Origin of the sequence: Faecalibacterium sp. I3-3-33, from assembly GCF_023347295.1 — a bacterium.
Taxonomy (GTDB): domain Bacteria; phylum Bacillota; class Clostridia; order Oscillospirales; family Ruminococcaceae; genus Faecalibacterium.
The window spans coordinates 1,195,831-1,210,906 of record NZ_CP094469.1; the positions used below are offsets into that span (position 1 = coordinate 1,195,831).

The window sequence follows — 15,076 nt, forward strand, 5'->3', positions numbered from 1 at the left end:
ACTGCGGCAGATAACGATAGGCTGGCTGCTGCATGGCTCAGAGAGGGAATTGTTTTGTGAAATGCCGGGACGAATGTGCAGGGCTGCCGACTTTTTTGCGCTCCGCGCGCCGGGCGAAAAAAGAAATATATTTTCACAGTTGCGCGGTGGGTAGAACGAAATTTTGTCAAATGCGTGGAATATTTCAGAAAAATTTGTAAAAAGCAACCAATGGATATCCCCTAAACGTGTTGATATTGAGAAAAAAGACGGAGAATTGTTTACAAAAGAATGACAGACTGGTATACTTTGTAGCGGTAGATCCCTATGAGATCCGCAAAGAAATAAGAAAGGAAATACCGAACCGTGAATACCACCGCACCGCACGCCCTGAAAAAACGATTGCTGACCCTGATCCTGAGCCTTGCTTTCCTGTTTACCTGTCTGCCCGCTGCACTGGCGGTGGATCTGAACGTGGACGCAGGTTTCTACTTCAAGCAGAGCCGGGGCGGCACCTGTACGCTGGCCTCTGCAGCAATGATGCTGCGCCGCCGTGCCTACTTTGACGGGCTGAGCGACTGGACGAACGTGACCGAGAACAGTGTGCGCTCCACAGCATGGGCCAACGGCCTTGCACACAGCTTTACATATAAGGAGATGCAGGTGGGCTACGGCACCCTGCCCTCCGGGCTGCAAAGCAAAACGGCGGTGCTGATCTCCCTGCTGGAGCAGCACCCGGAGGGCATCGTCCTCTACGACCGCACCCAGCCCCATGCGGTGCTGCTGACCGACTATACCAACGGTATTTTCTATTGCTCCGACCCGGCGGGGAACATCGGTTACGGACGCATCCCCATTACCAGCTCCAGCGTGTCCATCGCAAGATCTTCCTGTTACTGGTACGTCACCGCAGATCACAACAGCGTGGCGGCACAGACTGATGGGCTGCGGCTGGAGGGCGTGCGCTACCCGGTGAATCTTCGCACCGGCAGCGGCATGGCACTGACCGGTACAGCCAACAGCGCCAGCGGCACCACCCTGACCAGTGTGCAGGTGGCTGTTCTGGATGCGGCAGACCAGACCGTGCAGAGTGCGGTGGCGCAGGTGAATGCCGCCGCTTTCTCGCTGAACACGCTGGACAGCCAGATCCGTTTCGGAGAGCTGCCGGAGGGGAGCTACACCTATATGGTGCTGGTGACCGACTCTGCGGGCGAGAGCCTGTGCTTCGCTTCGGACTTCACGGTGTCCGGCAGTGCAAGCAGTACCCAGACGTATTGGTCGGTCAAGGATACTGAGGGCACTAAGCTGCAGCAGACGGTCAAACAGATGGAGACCACGGTAGAGACTGCCGCCGAGACCACCGTAAGCTGGTTCGCACAGCTGTTCGGCTGATAAAAAGAAATAATTTGGGGCTGCTGCACGAAGCAACGTGCAGCAGCCCTGTTTGCATAATATAAAAAAGCTTTCCGTGAAAAAAGTGGTTCTGAACCACAAAATTTAAAATATTTCTTCCGCTGAATATGGTCAGAGCAGTGCGGAGACCATTCAAAATCGTCTTTGTTCTTCCGCTGTTACCCCCGCAGCTCCGTGCCGGGGTAATAGTGCGCCAGAATGGCACGGTAGTCTGCGCCCTGCTCGGCCAGTGCCTTTGCGCCCCACTGGCTCATGCCTACGCCGTGTCCATAACCTTTTGTGGTAAAGGAAAAGGTTCCGCTCTGCCAGACCACCATAAAGCAGGCGCTGCGCAGCCCCAGCGCCTTGCGCAGAGCGGTGCCCTGCACCGTCTGCCCGCATACCGGCAGGGTGCCCACATAGCCGGAAGGGGTGAGCGTCGGCGCGCCGAACCACTGCGCCTGCTGCGAAAGATCAGCGGCGATGCCTAGCCGCTCCGCCAGCAGCTGCTGTAATTGGGCGGCGGAAAGGTTCAGGGTGTATTCGTAGTTGTCGGCGGCGGTGTCGGTGCTGCTGTCCACCGGTACAAGATAGGGCAGGGCAGTGCCCCAGACGTTTTCGCTGGCCTCGGTGCGGCCATTGGACATGGCAAAGTAGCTTGTCCCGGCGGGGGCATCGCCATAATACAGCACCTGCGTCTGTACCGCGTCCACCAGCGCGGAAAGCCGGGCGTAGTTGGCTGCGTAGGCAGTGCCCCAGTAGCTGTGCAGCACCGCATCGGTCAGGCAGCCTTGCCGCCGGGCGGGGTCTGCGGTGAACCATGCGCCGTTTTCCTCGGTGCTGTGGTCCCGGCGGTAGAGGGCGTAGCTGTGCGCCGCCACCGCCTGCGCCTTCAGTGCTTCGTCCGGCCAGCTGACCGGCATCTCGGCAGCAACTGCTCCGATCAGGTACTCCCGCAGCGGCAATTCTACCGCCTGCCCGGTGCTCTGATCCGTAAAGCAGATGGTATCGGTCGTGTCGGCAGGGGAGGGAGCTTCTTGCTCGCTGCTTTCCTCCGAGGCGGCAGAGGCGGCTTCGGCTGCGGACGGAGCAGCACCCTGCGCAAGGGTCGTGCGGGCAAGGCGGTAGGCAGCACACGGCAGTGCGCAGCCCAGCACCAGCAGAACGGCGCACAGCAGCAAAAAGGAACGTTTCATACGAGACCTCCTCCCGGAACGCAAGCTTTGGGAACATCATAAGCCCGGCAGCGTGCAAACCGGCGGGAAATGCGCAGAGGAAAACCGGTATTTTTGCGCTTTGCGGTGAGAAGTGCGCACTTAGCGCTTGAATTTACTGCACAAAAGCGATATTATAAAAGTATGTCCATCAGAGCGTAGGATGGACGGGATCGGAAAGTATAAAAAGTAAGAGACGGAAAGGAGCACTCCTATGAACTTTGCACACGCAGAAGTGGCGACGCTGGACCCGACGACCATGCGTACCCTGTGCGAGGAGTACATCGCAAACAACTACATCGACCCGGAGACCAGCGAGCGGCTGGGGGTCAAGCGCGGTCTGCGCAACCCGGATGGCACCGGCGTGCTGGCCGGCCTGACCAACGTCTGCGACGTTGTGGGCTACAAAAAGGATCAGGAGGGTCATGTGATCCCCACCCCCGGCAAGCTGATCTACCGGGGCGTCAACATCAACGAGATCGTGGACGAGGCTTACCGCAACGACCGCTTCGTGTTTGAGGAAGTGATCTGGCTGCTTTTGTTCGGCAGCCTGCCCACCCGGGAGCAGCTGGACGATTTCTGCGAGATCCTGGCAGAATCCCGCGCCCTGCCGGACGGCTTCATGGACACCATGAACGCCCCCTCGCCCAATATCATGAACAAGTTACAGCGCTGTGTGCTGGGCCTGTACTCCTATGACGACCGCGCCGAGGATCTGAGCCTTGAGAATATTCTGAACCAGAGCATCAACCTGATCGCCAGTATGCCCACCATGATGGTGAACGCTTACCAGATGAAGCGCCGCTACTACGACAAGCAGAGCATGTTCTTCCACCTGCCCAAGCCCGGCCAGAGCACGGCAGAGCACATCCTCAGCACCTACCGCCCGGATCAGAAGTTCACCCACGAGGAGGCAAAGCTGCTGGATATGTGCCTGCTGGTGCACGCAGACCACGGCGGCGGCAACTGTTCCACCTTTACCACCCGCGTGCTGTCCTCCTCCGGCACGGACACCTACTCGGCTATCTCTGCGGCCATCGGTGCCCTGAAGGGCCCCAAGCACGGCGGCGCGAACCTGATGGTCAACCGCCAGCTGCAGGATATCCTCAAGCATGTTGAGAACCCGGAGGATGACGATGAGGTGCGCGAGTATCTGCGCCGCATCCTGCGCAAGCAGGCGGGCGACGGCTCCGGCCTGATCTACGGCATGGGTCATGCGGTTTACACCATCAGCGACCCCCGTGAGGTCATCCTGAAGCAGCGCGCAAAGCATCTGGCCTACGAAAAGGGCTTTGAGGAAGAGTACAACATGCTGTGCAGCATCGAGCGGCTGGCACCCGGCATCTTTGCTGAGGAAAAGGGCAGCTCCAAGCCGGTGTGTGCCAACGTGGACCTGTTCAGCGGCCTGATCTACAACATGCTGGGCATCTCGGAGGATCTGTACACCCCGCTGTTCGCCATCGCCCGTGTGCCGGGCTGGTGCGCACACCGGGTGGAAGAGGTGATCTTTGCCAACCGGATCATCCGCCCGGCCTACAAGTATCTGGGCGTGCGCCAGAAATATAAGCCCATCGAGGAACGTTAATGGAATCGTTAGAGTTCGTTGTTGTCCTACTCTGCGTGCTGCTTGGCATTGGCCGCAGCGCAGATCTTGCCTTTGCTACGGACGCCGCCACCGGTCTGTGCACCGCAGGCGCGGTATGGTGGCGGTATCTTGCCTTGGGCGCTGTGGTGCTGGCCGCAGTGCTGGCCGGACGCAGCCGCCCGCTGCCTGAGACGCCGCTGCGCAGCCGCCGCCCGGCGGCTGGCGTGCTGGCCTTTGCCGGGGCGGTGTGTATGCTGGCTGCCGGTGCAGCACAGTTCGTGTTTGCAGCCGGTACGGTAAGCACCTTTGTGCGCATTCTGCTGGAGGTAGCCTGTGCCATGTGGCTGAGCAATCTCGGGCGCAGCTGGCTGCGCCGGGACGGCTGGAAAACGCCCGGCGGCGGTCTGCCGCTGGCCATAGCGGGCAGTGCACTGTTCTACTGGAACGTGCTGATGCGCTTTATGGAGAACAGCTCCAGCTGGCACCGGGTACAGCCTACGGCAGCGGTCTGGCAGGAGATGGCGGCACTGCTGTTTCTGGCGGCGCTGGCGCGCACTCTATATCTGCCCCGGCCGGAAAACGGACGTACTCTGCACGCAGCGGCGCTTGCAGCCTTTTGTCTGTGCCTGTGCTGGGAGTTGCCCCGGGTGCTCCTGCTGTTGGCAGCGGGTCTTAGCGGCGGTATGGCGGCAGCGCTGCCGGAGCTGCTTTCCGGCCTTGCGCTTTGCTGCATCGGCGGCATGGGGGTTGCCTGTACCGGGAAGGGAAAAGCTGGAAATAACTGACAAAAAACGGCAGTGCACCCTTGGTGCAATTGAACAAAAGCTTTGTGGAAGGGTGCATAAAATCGTACAAAAGCAAAAAAAGATAAAATTGTGTTGTTAATTTTTTAGCAGACACTTGAAAGTTTGCCGGTTTTGGTCTACAATAAAGATACCGTGATTTATCCGATTATGGGTAAAATAATTAGGAGGTACTATTACAATGGCTGTTAGAGTTGCTATCAATGGTTTCGGTCGTATTGGCCGTCTGGCTTTCCGTCAGATGTTTGATGCTGAGGGTTACGAGGTCGTCGCAATCAACGACCTGACCAGCCCCAAGATGCTGGCTCACCTGCTGAAGTACGATACTGCTCAGGGCTCTTTCTGCGGCAAGATCGGCGAGGGCAAGCACACTGTCGAGTCCACCGAGGATTCCATCATCGTCGACGGCAAGGAGATCAAGATCTACGCTGTTAAGGACGCAAAGGATGCTCCTTGGGGCGAGCTGAACGTTGATGTCGTTCTGGAGTGCACCGGCTTCTACACCAGCAAGGAGAAGAGCATGGCTCACATCCAGGCTGGCGCAAAGAAGGTCGTTATCTCTGCTCCCGCAGGCAACGACCTGAAGACCATCGTCTACTCCGTCAACGAGAAGACCCTGACCGCTGAGGATCAGGTCATCTCCGCTGCTTCCTGCACCACCAATTGCCTGGCTCCCATGGCTAACGCCCTGAACAAGACCTTCCCCATCGTTTCCGGTATCATGACCACCGTTCATGCTTACACCGGCGACCAGATGATCCTGGATGGTCCTCAGCGCAAGGGCGACCTGCGCCGTGCTCGTGCTGGCGCACAGAACATCGTTCCCAACACCACCGGTGCTGCTAAGGCTATCGGCCTGGTCATCCCCGAGCTGAACGGCAAGCTGATCGGCTCTGCTCAGCGTGTGCCCGTTCCCACCGGTTCTACCACCCTGCTGGTTGCCGTTGTCAAGGGCAAGGATGTCACCAAGGAAGCTATCAACGCTGCCATGAAGGCTGCTTCTTCTGAGTCCTTCGGCTACAACGAGGATCAGATCGTTTCTTCCGATGTTATCGGCATGCGTTACGGCTCTCTGTTCGACGCTACCCAGACCATGGTCGCTAAGATCGACGACGACACCTATCAGGTTCAGGTCGTGTCTTGGTACGACAACGAGAACTCCTACACCTCTCAGATGGTCCGTACCATTAAGTACTTCGCTGAGAACTGCTAATCACAGCTCTACGCTCAAAAGTGCTTGAGGTGCAGTGCTGAGTAACAGCTAGTACCGGCTTTGTCGGTACGAATATGCTGTGATTGGTACGACAACAAGATATTGAGTTCGACACCCTTCCTTTTGCGGGTTTCCGTGAGAGGAAGGGTGTTTTGTTATATTGCTGAAAGAAGCAAGAGTTGGTTTTTGTTTGATTGCGAGTGTCGCCATTTGACAAAAGGTCAATTCGCAATTTATAAGGCTGCGCCCTGCTTTTTTGTGGAATATGGGGTTAAGTCTGCTGTATGATGATAAAACAAAGGCGACCAACTTTTTACAGTTGATCGCCTTGCTCATTGTCAATTATTCAGTTTTTGAAACTGCTTCTTTGGTTGCTGCAATTTTTCGGTCACTGTAAAGAACAACTTCCTTGATAGTCAGCTTTTTGATAGCAGATATAAAAGCCTCCATAAGTGCAAAATCAATTTTTCCATCCTTTTCGGGCAATCGGATATTCTTGTTCTTTACAACATTCCAACCACCGAGCTTGTTCTTATAAGAATAAATAGGCAGGTCGGTTACCTTGTTAATGCACATGACCATGAACAGGTATTGATTTGGGGAAAGTTCAATTTCTTTGGCCTTCCACCGAATCGCATAAGCATCGGACAAAACGGTAAAATCTCTTGTCTGATAATATGCTCTGTAGACATCGCTGTTGGAAGGAATAGAAATCACATTGCTCAATATAGTTGCCCCGGATTTGGGTGCATAATAGTTCAAGCCCTGATTTTGGAAGCTTGAAGTCAGACAGGGCAGAATATAATCATCCGTGGGCTGCTTAGGCAATTCCTTGGCTTTGTAAGGCAGCTTCTTGGTTTTAACTTTTTCAAACAGATTTCCTATCGTATATGTACCCCAATCATTATCGTTTTGATCACTGAAGTTTCGAAGAGCGTCAAGCTCTTCAACCGACAATTCGTAATTGTCGTATCCGCTTACTGTCAAGTAAGCGGATAGCTCAGCGACCCGCTGAGCTTCCAGCTCAGCGACGAACGACTCCATAAAATCAAAGTCGATTTTGTCATCCTTGACAGGCAAAACGATTCTTTGTTTTTTGATTATCTCAACATTGTAACTTGAAGTTCCCCAAGAAAACAGCTCAAACGGTTTTCTCATGGCAACGAGGAAGAATTGAGCGTTGTTTTTATTGAACCTACCAAGCTTAGGTTTTAATACTTTGATTTTATCTCCTGTAAAATAGGGCTTTTCTTGGTAGAACATTGTAGCAGTATCCTGACCGAATGCAATAGTGTTACCTTTGTTTAAGTATTGATGATCTTCATCAATGTATCCTTTCTGCCCGTTGTTTATGCTTGTTCGGACTATATACGGATATTCGCCTTTTTCTTTTATAACTACCTTGTTTGCATCAAATCTCTTCGTATAAGAGTCTACATCAAATAAATCGCCAAGCTTATATTCGCCCCACTTAACCGCTTGCAGCTTTTCGTTAAGTGAGGCTTCTATTTTCCCAGGCGGTCATCCTCCATCGGCTGATTTTTCAGAAGCGTTGATACTTCCCATGCAAGATAATCGCTGATCGTCTTTTTGAAATCATCCAGTGTAGGTCTTGTATCGATTGGAGCTGTCTGATTCCAGTCGTTGCCTTTTTCTGGGTCGATATGCCCTTCGTAGTATTCTTTTTCTGTAAGAATATTAAGCTTCGTTTTTCCAAAACGAACCAAATCTACAACTTCCTGATAGCGCTCTTTCGCCCGATCGGTATCAAACAGATTTCTGCTTGCTTTTTTGCGGTCAGAACGGGTGTAACCATCGTTGGAGAAGTCGATAAATTTAACTACATCATCCTTTTGATGGGCTTCACCAACGCGGAAAACGTATATGTTGGTCAACACGCTTGATTTTCCGATAAACAAGTCTATCGGTATTTTGATGCTTGCAAGAAGTGTGCTGTGCTCCAGAATTCGTTTGTTGTACTCTGCTGCTTTGCCAGAGCCAGCCGAGTTTTGAATGATAATAGCTGCATAGCCCTTATTCATCATGGAAAGAGCTTTTTCAACAAAGATCATTCCGTTGCCCTCTGCAGAGTAGGGCGGGTTCAAAATGAACGCATCCGCAGGGAACTTTTCGTCTGTTTTGCCAAAGCCATAATGACCATCAAACTTCAAAGAGTCCTTGTTCAAAATGTTAGAGCTGCCGTCACCCATCATGATCATATTGAGCACAGCAAGCATATAAACATTGGACAGGATCTCCAGGCCTAACAACTGGTTTGCTTTGATTTCTGCTGATTTGTGTGCCAGCTCTTCGGGTGACTTGATCTTCTTTTTGGCATCAGCCAACATTTCATTTATGGCGGCTACCAGCAGACCAGCCGAACCAGTGGCAAAGTCCCACACAAAGGAGTCTTTATTCACTCTTGCAAGACGGCACAGAAGCGTCGCAACATAGGGCGGTGTTAAAACCACATCATTGAGCTGATCCTGCGTGAACCCAAGCCATGAATACATTTCATTAAATAGCTTTCCGGTGAAATCCGTATTCAAGCCGATTTTATAGTAAACACCAAGGTCATCAACAATCTTGATGAATACTCGTTTTAACTGACTTTCGCCATCGTCCGCTTTGTTAATATTGTCAGTAGTAAGTGTGTTTTGCAAAGTTCGCACAATCAGGTTTTTCTTGTCCTTGGGAAGCTTTTTGGCATCGAGAAAGGACTCGATCTTGCGAACCATAATATCGCCGTCCGTATTGTTTCTTTCGTTGGACGACTTCAAATCAGCTTTGGTAAGCGGATATACGTTGTTCTCCACATCACCAAGGGTAGCCATAATAGAAGCAACAACAAGATAGACACGGTCGTTTTCACTCAGACCTTTTTCACTCTTGAAGATATCGTTATTCAGCTTGACAAGGCTTGCAGTAATTTCCTGCTCTCTACGTTCTTTTAGCTTTTCAATTTCGTCCTGAGAAAGCGATAATTGTTTGACCTTTTCGATAAATGCAGAAAAGTACTCTTTCTTCAAGAAGGAGAGATCGGTGTATTCATCAACCTTTTGCCCAACGCCAAAGTTGTTCTTGGAAACGTAGTACACACCAATCAGATGGTTGAGCTTTCCACTGATTTCCTTGTAGCCGGTGACGCCGATGGCAATAACATCGGTATAACTCGTGTAGTGCAGAATTGCATTAGCATAGTGAACCGCACCATTTACTGCATAGGAATTGATAGTGGAAAAATCCGGCTGGTTCTTTGCATTTCTGTTAGCAACATTTCCTTCGGCGTCCAGTTTGACAAGCTTATCTTTGTATCCCTTATACTCAATCAAAATTGGATAGTATTTTCCATCATTGGCCAGTAACAGTAGTTTTGTATCAGGTCGATTGCCGCCCTTTCCGCCACTCTTGGAAAAATAATCATTTAAGGCTTGGTCGATTTCAGTGTTTAAGGATTCCTGCTCCAATTTATAATCCACTTTATATGATTTGAGCCAGCCATTCACTAAATCAGCAATATTCGGCTCTACCGACTGAACAGTAGCTTTTGATGCCATCGTTATTTCTCCTCATCTGTAAATTCTAAAATATCATCAACTCCACAATTTAGAGTTTTACAAATTTTCTCAATACTATCGAGAGATATATAATGATCGTGCTTGATACGGGTAATAATATTTGCGCTAAAGCCAGCCCTCTCCATTAACTCGGCGTTAGTTATACCGCGGTCTATCAATATGTGAAATAATTTTTTGTAGGTTACAGCCATAGCGATTCCCTCCTTCCATTTAAAATACATTGTATCACATAAACGTGAAATTTTCAACGAATGTGCATAAATTTGCTTCCTGTCCCTAAAACAAGATAAAAAGGGGCTTGTGTTGTCTTGAACACAAGCCCCTGATATATCGGCTATAAATCAATTCGATTTTTACAAGTTTCTCATCGCAACAGGCAAAGCGGCTGTAGAGACGGGAATATGTATTTGTCGTTAAAGTTCCCGCCCCTATATCAAGACGAAAAAACACCCCACTACTCGGCATAGAGTAGCGGGGTGTTGCTATTGAAGTACACTTATTTCAGGATAGAAAGATCGTCATAGCGGGCGACACCATTATAAAGCAACTCGAGCATGGTCACGACAGAGGGACGACCATTCAGAGGATACAGGAAATGATGGTTGGTGTCAGCATTCAATGATCTCAGTGGTGATTCTGGTTTGACCTTCACCAAGAAGCTTGCCATACGCGCGGTCTGAGATCCGTTTGAATTCTTCTGCTTTTTCTCTTGATGCAAAGTAGTCTTGTCCCAGCACGGAATTTTCGTTCTCATGATCGATAATTTGCACCAAGATTTTATTTCTAGCCATAAATTTGCCTCCTCCTGCTGCTGATAGAAGTGGTGACGATGGGCGCGATGTCTATTACCGCAGCTTTCTCATATATGCTTGGGACGTTCTTTTCTGGCTCTCGTAGAAGGTAACGCCAGTAACATCATCCACGACCAAATCATCATAAGGGATGCCCTTTTTGTTCAGATGATCAATGAACCAGCGCTTTTTCAGATAGCACCACGGGGTTCTGCTGAGGTCGCCGTAACTCGATGCAGGCCGCTCACATGCGTTGTAGGTTTTGCCGCAGATGCTCCACCATTCTTTACGCACTCGCTCCCGCATTTGCAGAACCTCAGAGGTGCCATGAAGGCCATGCTCCTCGCCATACTGATAATCTGCCTTCTTGATTTTTGCGTTCTGTCCCGCGCTGACTGCACCAGCTGCACCAAGACCCAACAACCCTAAAAATAACGAAAAAGCGCCTGCCATAATAGTTTCCTCCTGTATTTTGAAGTGTGTTTGCTTTTGCTGTACCTGAAGTCTACCAAACGATGCATCCGATAAGATGGACTTACAAGTGTGCTGTTAAAAATATGGAGCGTTGTGGCTGCCATCGCGCGGACTGATGGTTGACCGCACTATAGCAGGCAAAAAGTATCCGGTAAGGCGTCCGGTGGCGGGGACACCTTACTCGGTCAGCCCTAACAGATAATCGGTCGACACCTGATAGAATTGGGCGAGCTGGATCAGGCGGGGGATCTCGGGGCATTTATCGTGCTCCCATGCGTAGACTGCCCGGCGGGTCACACCCATGGTTCGGGCAAGCTCGGTCTGGGTATAGCCGTGCGTCAGGCGCAGGTGCTGCAAACGTTCTGATATAATGGTCATGGCTGCTCTCCTTTAAATAATGGGCGTCCTCTCACAGCCCGGCGAATCTCTGTTTTTACGGATCCACTTTTAAACAACGTCAAGGGTAATGGTGCCGCCCTCTTTGGTGATGATCTCATACTCGGTGGACTGGATATCTCGCAATACCAGCTTTTCAATACTCAGGAGGCTGGCAAAGGGGACAGAAAGCATGGTGTGTCCGGCCATGAAATGCGGCTCTGACTTGTTCCGGTGCGTGTGCAGCTGGATGTCTTGGAATGCGATGTCTGCCCCGGTAAAGACGGCGCACCCACTGGCTTTGCACTCGGATGTCTCGGCAAGAAAGGTGTCAATAGCGATTTTATAAGTATCCATGAGGAGCCTCCTGTAATTTTATATATAGAACTACTCTCACTCGTGCCCTCGCTCTCTGTCTTGCTGTGATTAGTCGGCCTTCACGAACAGCTCCATGCAGTCTGCACAGATGACCCGCACTTCCTTGGTGCTCCGGATGATGGTACCGCACTTGGGGCATACCCACCGCCGGGTGCTGCTCTTTGCCTTGGGAGGCTTCGGCGCTCCGGTTTGGCTGCTGCCGGGTGCTTTGCTGCCTGCTCCGGTGCCTGCCATATCCGACCACGCCAGCCGCTCGCCCATCTGAATATCCTGCCAGCCTTGGAAGATGATGAAGTCCAGCAGCTCTTCGGACGGACTTGTGATGGTCCAGCCGTACTTTTCGTGGTGGTCGACGGTCAAGCCGTGTGCCTCTGCCTGCTCCTTAAAGCGCCGGTTATGGTAGACCCCGTTGTTGCTGGTGTCCTTGATCCCAGTCTCCATGCAGTACTCGTGCACCATCTCGTGCAGCAGGGTGGAAGCGGTCTCCTCGATGGGGCGGTCAAGGGTAGCCGACGAAATATTGATCTCGTACTTGTTCTCGCCGCCTGCCTGCCAGACCTTGGAACAGGTGATATGACCGTATGCAGACGGGGTCTTTTTCAGGCTGATGATGGGCTCGGGCAGATTGCCTGCAAAGTAGTGCTTGTTGAGCTCGCGGAACATCTTTTCCAGCTGACCGGCAGCGCGATATCAAGATGGAATGTTGTACAATGATTTGGGCGTTAATTTGTGCAAATTGTATATTCACGAGAATGGGCCACAGATGCTATAATAAACACTATAATGTACGGAAGGAAAAATCAATGGCAAAGACGAGTGCAGCACAACAGCGTGCAGTTCACAAATATGTGAAAAATAATTATGACCGTTTGGAGCTATCGGTTCCCAAAGGAGAAAAAGTAACTATCCAGCAGGCAGCGAAACAGGCGGGACAAAGCGTAAACGCCTATATCTACGAAGCTGTATGTGCCAGAATGCAGCAGGAAAACGCCATGTCAGACACCCCGGGGGTAGTTAAAAATCTGGAAGGGGACGCTAACTCGGTAGAATGAGATAGTTGTTCCATCTCCCCAGACCTGATTAAAATCTAGAAGCAGAAAGCCTCTGCCTTTTACAGAAATGTGATCGGCGGGGGCCTTTTTAGCGTAAAAAATAGCCTGACCCAGAGCAGGTGGTAGCTGCAGTGACGGGATGCAAGTTATACCTATATATAATAGGGGTAGCAGGGAAGAGAGTAAAAACTATGTAGTACTGTGCGATATGCCTCGTCAGAACTCCTGATCAATGTGACGGCATAAACCGGCTTTTCAGTGCGAGGGGCGCGTTCTATTTAACGGCTGTCATTACATCGGAACGGCTATCACACCAGACTGCACTCTCCAGCGCCTTGGACAACTATATGACCACACATTTTGTCCATCGATGATTTCATCTGGAGCTTTCATGCGAAACTGGGCAATGTGCAAAAAAGTTCCGGCTTCTGCGAGGTTTTTCTAAGGTCAGGTGGGGATACATTTGTAGAGATTTCTATTGAATTCCAGATATAACCATGATAAAATAATAGAAGAATTCAAACAACGATGTCGAAAGATCGGTATTCTCCATTTTTCATGTGGAGGATACCCCTTTATGCGGGAAGGGGTGAACAAGGTGGCATTGCGTCTGTTTGAGCACAACGAGAAAGCATATCATGCGGCAGTCCGGATGATGGACCAGTATGGCAAGGCTGCCATTGTTCATCCGACCGGCACCGGAAAGAGCTATATTGCGTTCAAACTGATCGAGGAAAACCCGGACAAGGTCGTGATTTGGCTTTCTCTCAGTGAATATATCTTCAAGACCCAGCTGGAAAGCCTGAAAAGGAACGACCCGGATTTTCCGTTGGCAAACGTTCACTTTTATACCTACGCCAAACTGATGTGCTGCACGCAGGCGCAGCTGGACGAAATAGCAGCGCAGAAGCCTGCCTATCTTATACTCGATGAATTCCACCGTGCCGGCGCGGAATGCTGGGGCGAAAGCACGCTGGCTTTATTAAAGTTATGCCCGGACGCAAAATTACTTGGGCTGACGGCAACAAACATCCGCTATCTGGATAATAACCGCGACATGGCCGAAGAACTTTTCGATGGACATATTGCAAGCGACATGAACCTTGGCGAAGCAGTCGTCAGGGGTATTTTGCCTGCCCCGAAATATGTGACCACGGTTTATCAGTATCAGAAAGCACTTGCGAAGTATCAGGCGCGGGTGGATAACCTGCGAGCACCGGGCATTCAGGATGTGAACCAGAAATATCTGGACGCGCTGCGCCGCGCTTTGGAACAAGCGGATGGTCTGGATAGGGTCTTTGCACATCATATCACGAATAAGACTGGCAAGTACATTGTGTTCTGCGCCAACAAGGAGCACATGGACGAGATGGTGTCCCATGTGCCGGAGTGGTTCGCTGGGGTCAACCCGGACGTTGTGGTGTATCAGGCCTATTCAGATGACCCGAACACGGACAAAGCCTTTGCGGACTTCAAGACAGACACCAGCAACCGGCTGAAGCTGCTGTTCTGCATCGATATGCTCAACGAGGGTGTCCATGTGGAAGGCATTTCGGGCGTCATCCTGTTCCGACCTACCATCTCGCCCATCATCTACAAGCAGCAGATTGGCCGCGCCCTGACCGCCGGGGACACCGCAGCCCCGTTGATTCTCGATGTGGTCAACAACTTTGAGGGTTTGACCAGCATTTCCGGTCTGCAAAGCGAGATGCAGGAGGCCGTTCATCGGCTCTATGCCAACGGTGAGGGCGACAAGATTGTCACCGAGCGGTTCGAGGTCATCGAGCAGGTGCACGACTGCCGGGTGCTGTTCGAGCAGCTGCAGGCGAGCCTTTCTTCCGGCTGGGAGCACTATTTCTCTGAGGCCAGCATCTACTATGCGGAACACGGCAACCTGAATATCCCGGCAGAATATGTGTCACCGGGCGGTTACAACCTTGGAAATTGGGTCAAGCGGCAGCGGTATACTCGTCATAATCCTGAAAAAAGCTGCGCTGTCCTGACAGAGGAGCGTATCTCAAAGCTGGATGAGATTGGGATGCGGTGGGAGAAAGCGGATTCGAGACCGCGCCGGTTGGAGTTGGCACAAGGACCTCATAGGGAAAGCGAAAAACTGAATGTTTCAGCTAACCACAAAACGGGGGAAGATATCGGTTTGTGTAGTTGATAGCGCGATCCAAAGCACTTGCTGCAATTTGGGTCGGAGAAGTTACGTGAGTCGTAAAAAGAAAATCTAAAGGAG

Annotated in this window: 15 protein-coding genes; 6 read left to right on the forward strand and 9 right to left on the reverse strand. The window is 51.3% G+C overall.

The features are described from left to right. Nucleotides 1-345: 345 nt before the first annotated feature. Entirely contained in the window at nucleotides 346-1,371 is a 1,026-nt protein-coding gene (locus MTP39_RS05760) for a hypothetical protein (protein ID WP_249241797.1), read from the forward strand. A 179-nt stretch (nucleotides 1,372-1,550) separates the two neighbouring features. Here the strand turns inward: MTP39_RS05760 and spoIID are convergent, their stop codons facing one another. Beyond that, on the reverse strand, nucleotides 1,551-2,567 hold the full coding sequence (gene spoIID / locus MTP39_RS05765) for a stage II sporulation protein D (RefSeq protein WP_249241799.1): 1,017 nt from the start codon (nucleotides 2,565-2,567) through the stop codon (nucleotides 1,551-1,553). Between the two features lie 232 nt (nucleotides 2,568-2,799). Here spoIID and MTP39_RS05770 point away from each other — a divergent pair, with 232 nt between their 5' ends. The 3 genes from MTP39_RS05770 to gap all read left to right on the forward strand — a co-directional run bounded on the left by MTP39_RS05770 (nucleotide 2,800) and on the right by gap (nucleotide 6,186). Then, a complete protein-coding gene (locus MTP39_RS05770; protein WP_005922275.1) occupies nucleotides 2,800-4,170 on the forward strand; it encodes a citrate synthase in 1,371 nt (456 codons plus the stop codon). After that, nucleotides 4,170-4,955 (forward strand): hypothetical protein, encoded by a 786-nt coding sequence (locus tag MTP39_RS05775; RefSeq protein WP_249241800.1) that lies wholly within the window; start codon nucleotides 4,170-4,172, stop codon nucleotides 4,953-4,955. The genes MTP39_RS05770 and MTP39_RS05775 overlap by 1 nt, the downstream gene beginning before the upstream one ends. 199 nt (nucleotides 4,956-5,154) lie before the next feature. Next, a complete protein-coding gene (gene gap / locus MTP39_RS05780; RefSeq protein WP_015538211.1) occupies nucleotides 5,155-6,186 on the forward strand; it encodes a type I glyceraldehyde-3-phosphate dehydrogenase in 1,032 nt (343 codons plus the stop codon). Between the two features lie 342 nt (nucleotides 6,187-6,528). On the opposite strand, the gene MTP39_RS05785 is transcribed toward gap, so the two are convergent. From MTP39_RS05785 to MTP39_RS05820, 8 genes are all read right to left on the reverse strand, one after another. Next, on the reverse strand, nucleotides 6,529-7,695 hold the full coding sequence (locus MTP39_RS05785) for a restriction endonuclease subunit S (RefSeq protein WP_330221083.1): 1,167 nt from the start codon (nucleotides 7,693-7,695) through the stop codon (nucleotides 6,529-6,531). Further along, nucleotides 7,692-9,743, reverse strand: a complete 2,052-nt coding sequence (locus MTP39_RS05790; protein ID WP_249241802.1) for an N-6 DNA methylase — start codon at nucleotides 9,741-9,743, stop codon at nucleotides 7,692-7,694. Before MTP39_RS05790 ends, MTP39_RS05785 begins: the two co-directional genes overlap by 4 nt. Before the next feature lie 2 nt (nucleotides 9,744-9,745). Next, on the reverse strand, nucleotides 9,746-9,955 hold the full coding sequence (locus tag MTP39_RS05795; protein ID WP_055185326.1) for a helix-turn-helix domain-containing protein: 210 nt from the start codon (nucleotides 9,953-9,955) through the stop codon (nucleotides 9,746-9,748). A gap of 417 nt (nucleotides 9,956-10,372) precedes the next feature. After that, on the reverse strand, nucleotides 10,373-10,555 hold the full coding sequence (locus tag MTP39_RS05800) for a hypothetical protein (protein ID WP_249241803.1): 183 nt from the start codon (nucleotides 10,553-10,555) through the stop codon (nucleotides 10,373-10,375). 54 nt (nucleotides 10,556-10,609) lie between these two features. Next, nucleotides 10,610-11,008 (reverse strand): hypothetical protein, encoded by a 399-nt coding sequence (locus MTP39_RS05805; RefSeq protein WP_112091280.1) that lies wholly within the window; start codon nucleotides 11,006-11,008, stop codon nucleotides 10,610-10,612. 198 nt (nucleotides 11,009-11,206) lie between these two features. Then, nucleotides 11,207-11,407, reverse strand: a complete 201-nt coding sequence (locus tag MTP39_RS05810) for a helix-turn-helix domain-containing protein (RefSeq protein ID WP_117553550.1) — start codon at nucleotides 11,405-11,407, stop codon at nucleotides 11,207-11,209. Nucleotides 11,408-11,476: 69 nt separating this feature from the next. After that, nucleotides 11,477-11,761: a hypothetical protein gene (locus MTP39_RS05815; protein WP_249241805.1), complete on the reverse strand. Its 285-nt coding sequence runs from the start codon at nucleotides 11,759-11,761 to the stop codon at nucleotides 11,477-11,479. Nucleotides 11,762-11,830: 69 nt separating this feature from the next. Then, nucleotides 11,831-12,445 carry a SprT-like domain-containing protein gene (locus MTP39_RS05820; RefSeq protein WP_249241806.1) on the reverse strand — a complete coding sequence of 205 codons (615 nt, stop codon included), beginning with the start codon at nucleotides 12,443-12,445 and terminating at the stop codon, nucleotides 11,831-11,833. A gap of 140 nt (nucleotides 12,446-12,585) precedes the next feature. On the opposite strand from MTP39_RS05820, the gene MTP39_RS05825 reads away from it, so the two are divergent. Continuing rightward, on the forward strand, nucleotides 12,586-12,834 hold the full coding sequence (locus MTP39_RS05825) for a hypothetical protein (RefSeq protein ID WP_249241807.1): 249 nt from the start codon (nucleotides 12,586-12,588) through the stop codon (nucleotides 12,832-12,834). Nucleotides 12,835-13,411: 577 nt separating this feature from the next. Continuing rightward, nucleotides 13,412-15,001, forward strand: a complete 1,590-nt coding sequence (locus MTP39_RS05830; RefSeq protein ID WP_249241808.1) for a DEAD/DEAH box helicase — start codon at nucleotides 13,412-13,414, stop codon at nucleotides 14,999-15,001. Nucleotides 15,002-15,076: the final 75 nt, after the last annotated feature.

What these genes read in the sequence shown, in the direction of transcription:
- MTP39_RS05810 (WP_117553550.1), bottom strand. Translation starts at nt 11,407, where the DNA reads ATGACCATTATATCAGAACGTTTGCAGCACCTGCGCCTGACGCACGGC.
- MTP39_RS05815 (WP_249241805.1), bottom strand. Translation starts at nt 11,761, where the DNA reads ATGGATACTTATAAAATCGCTATTGACACCTTTCTTGCCGAGACATCC.
- MTP39_RS05770 (WP_005922275.1), top strand. Translation starts at nt 2,800, where the DNA reads ATGAACTTTGCACACGCAGAAGTGGCGACGCTGGACCCGACGACCATG.
- MTP39_RS05800 (WP_249241803.1), bottom strand. Translation starts at nt 10,555, where the DNA reads ATGGCTAGAAATAAAATCTTGGTGCAAATTATCGATCATGAGAACGAA.
- MTP39_RS05795 (WP_055185326.1), bottom strand. Translation starts at nt 9,955, where the DNA reads ATGGCTGTAACCTACAAAAAATTATTTCACATATTGATAGACCGCGGT.
- MTP39_RS05775 (WP_249241800.1), top strand. Translation starts at nt 4,170, where the DNA reads ATGGAATCGTTAGAGTTCGTTGTTGTCCTACTCTGCGTGCTGCTTGGC.
- MTP39_RS05830 (WP_249241808.1), top strand. Translation starts at nt 13,412, where the DNA reads ATGCGGGAAGGGGTGAACAAGGTGGCATTGCGTCTGTTTGAGCACAAC.
- MTP39_RS05790 (WP_249241802.1), bottom strand. Translation starts at nt 9,743, where the DNA reads ATGGCATCAAAAGCTACTGTTCAGTCGGTAGAGCCGAATATTGCTGAT.
- MTP39_RS05805 (WP_112091280.1), bottom strand. Translation starts at nt 11,008, where the DNA reads ATGGCAGGCGCTTTTTCGTTATTTTTAGGGTTGTTGGGTCTTGGTGCA.
- MTP39_RS05820 (WP_249241806.1), bottom strand. Translation starts at nt 12,445, where the DNA reads ATGTTCCGCGAGCTCAACAAGCACTACTTTGCAGGCAATCTGCCCGAG.
- MTP39_RS05825 (WP_249241807.1), top strand. Translation starts at nt 12,586, where the DNA reads ATGGCAAAGACGAGTGCAGCACAACAGCGTGCAGTTCACAAATATGTG.
- gap (WP_015538211.1), top strand. Translation starts at nt 5,155, where the DNA reads ATGGCTGTTAGAGTTGCTATCAATGGTTTCGGTCGTATTGGCCGTCTG.
- spoIID (WP_249241799.1), bottom strand. Translation starts at nt 2,567, where the DNA reads ATGAAACGTTCCTTTTTGCTGCTGTGCGCCGTTCTGCTGGTGCTGGGC.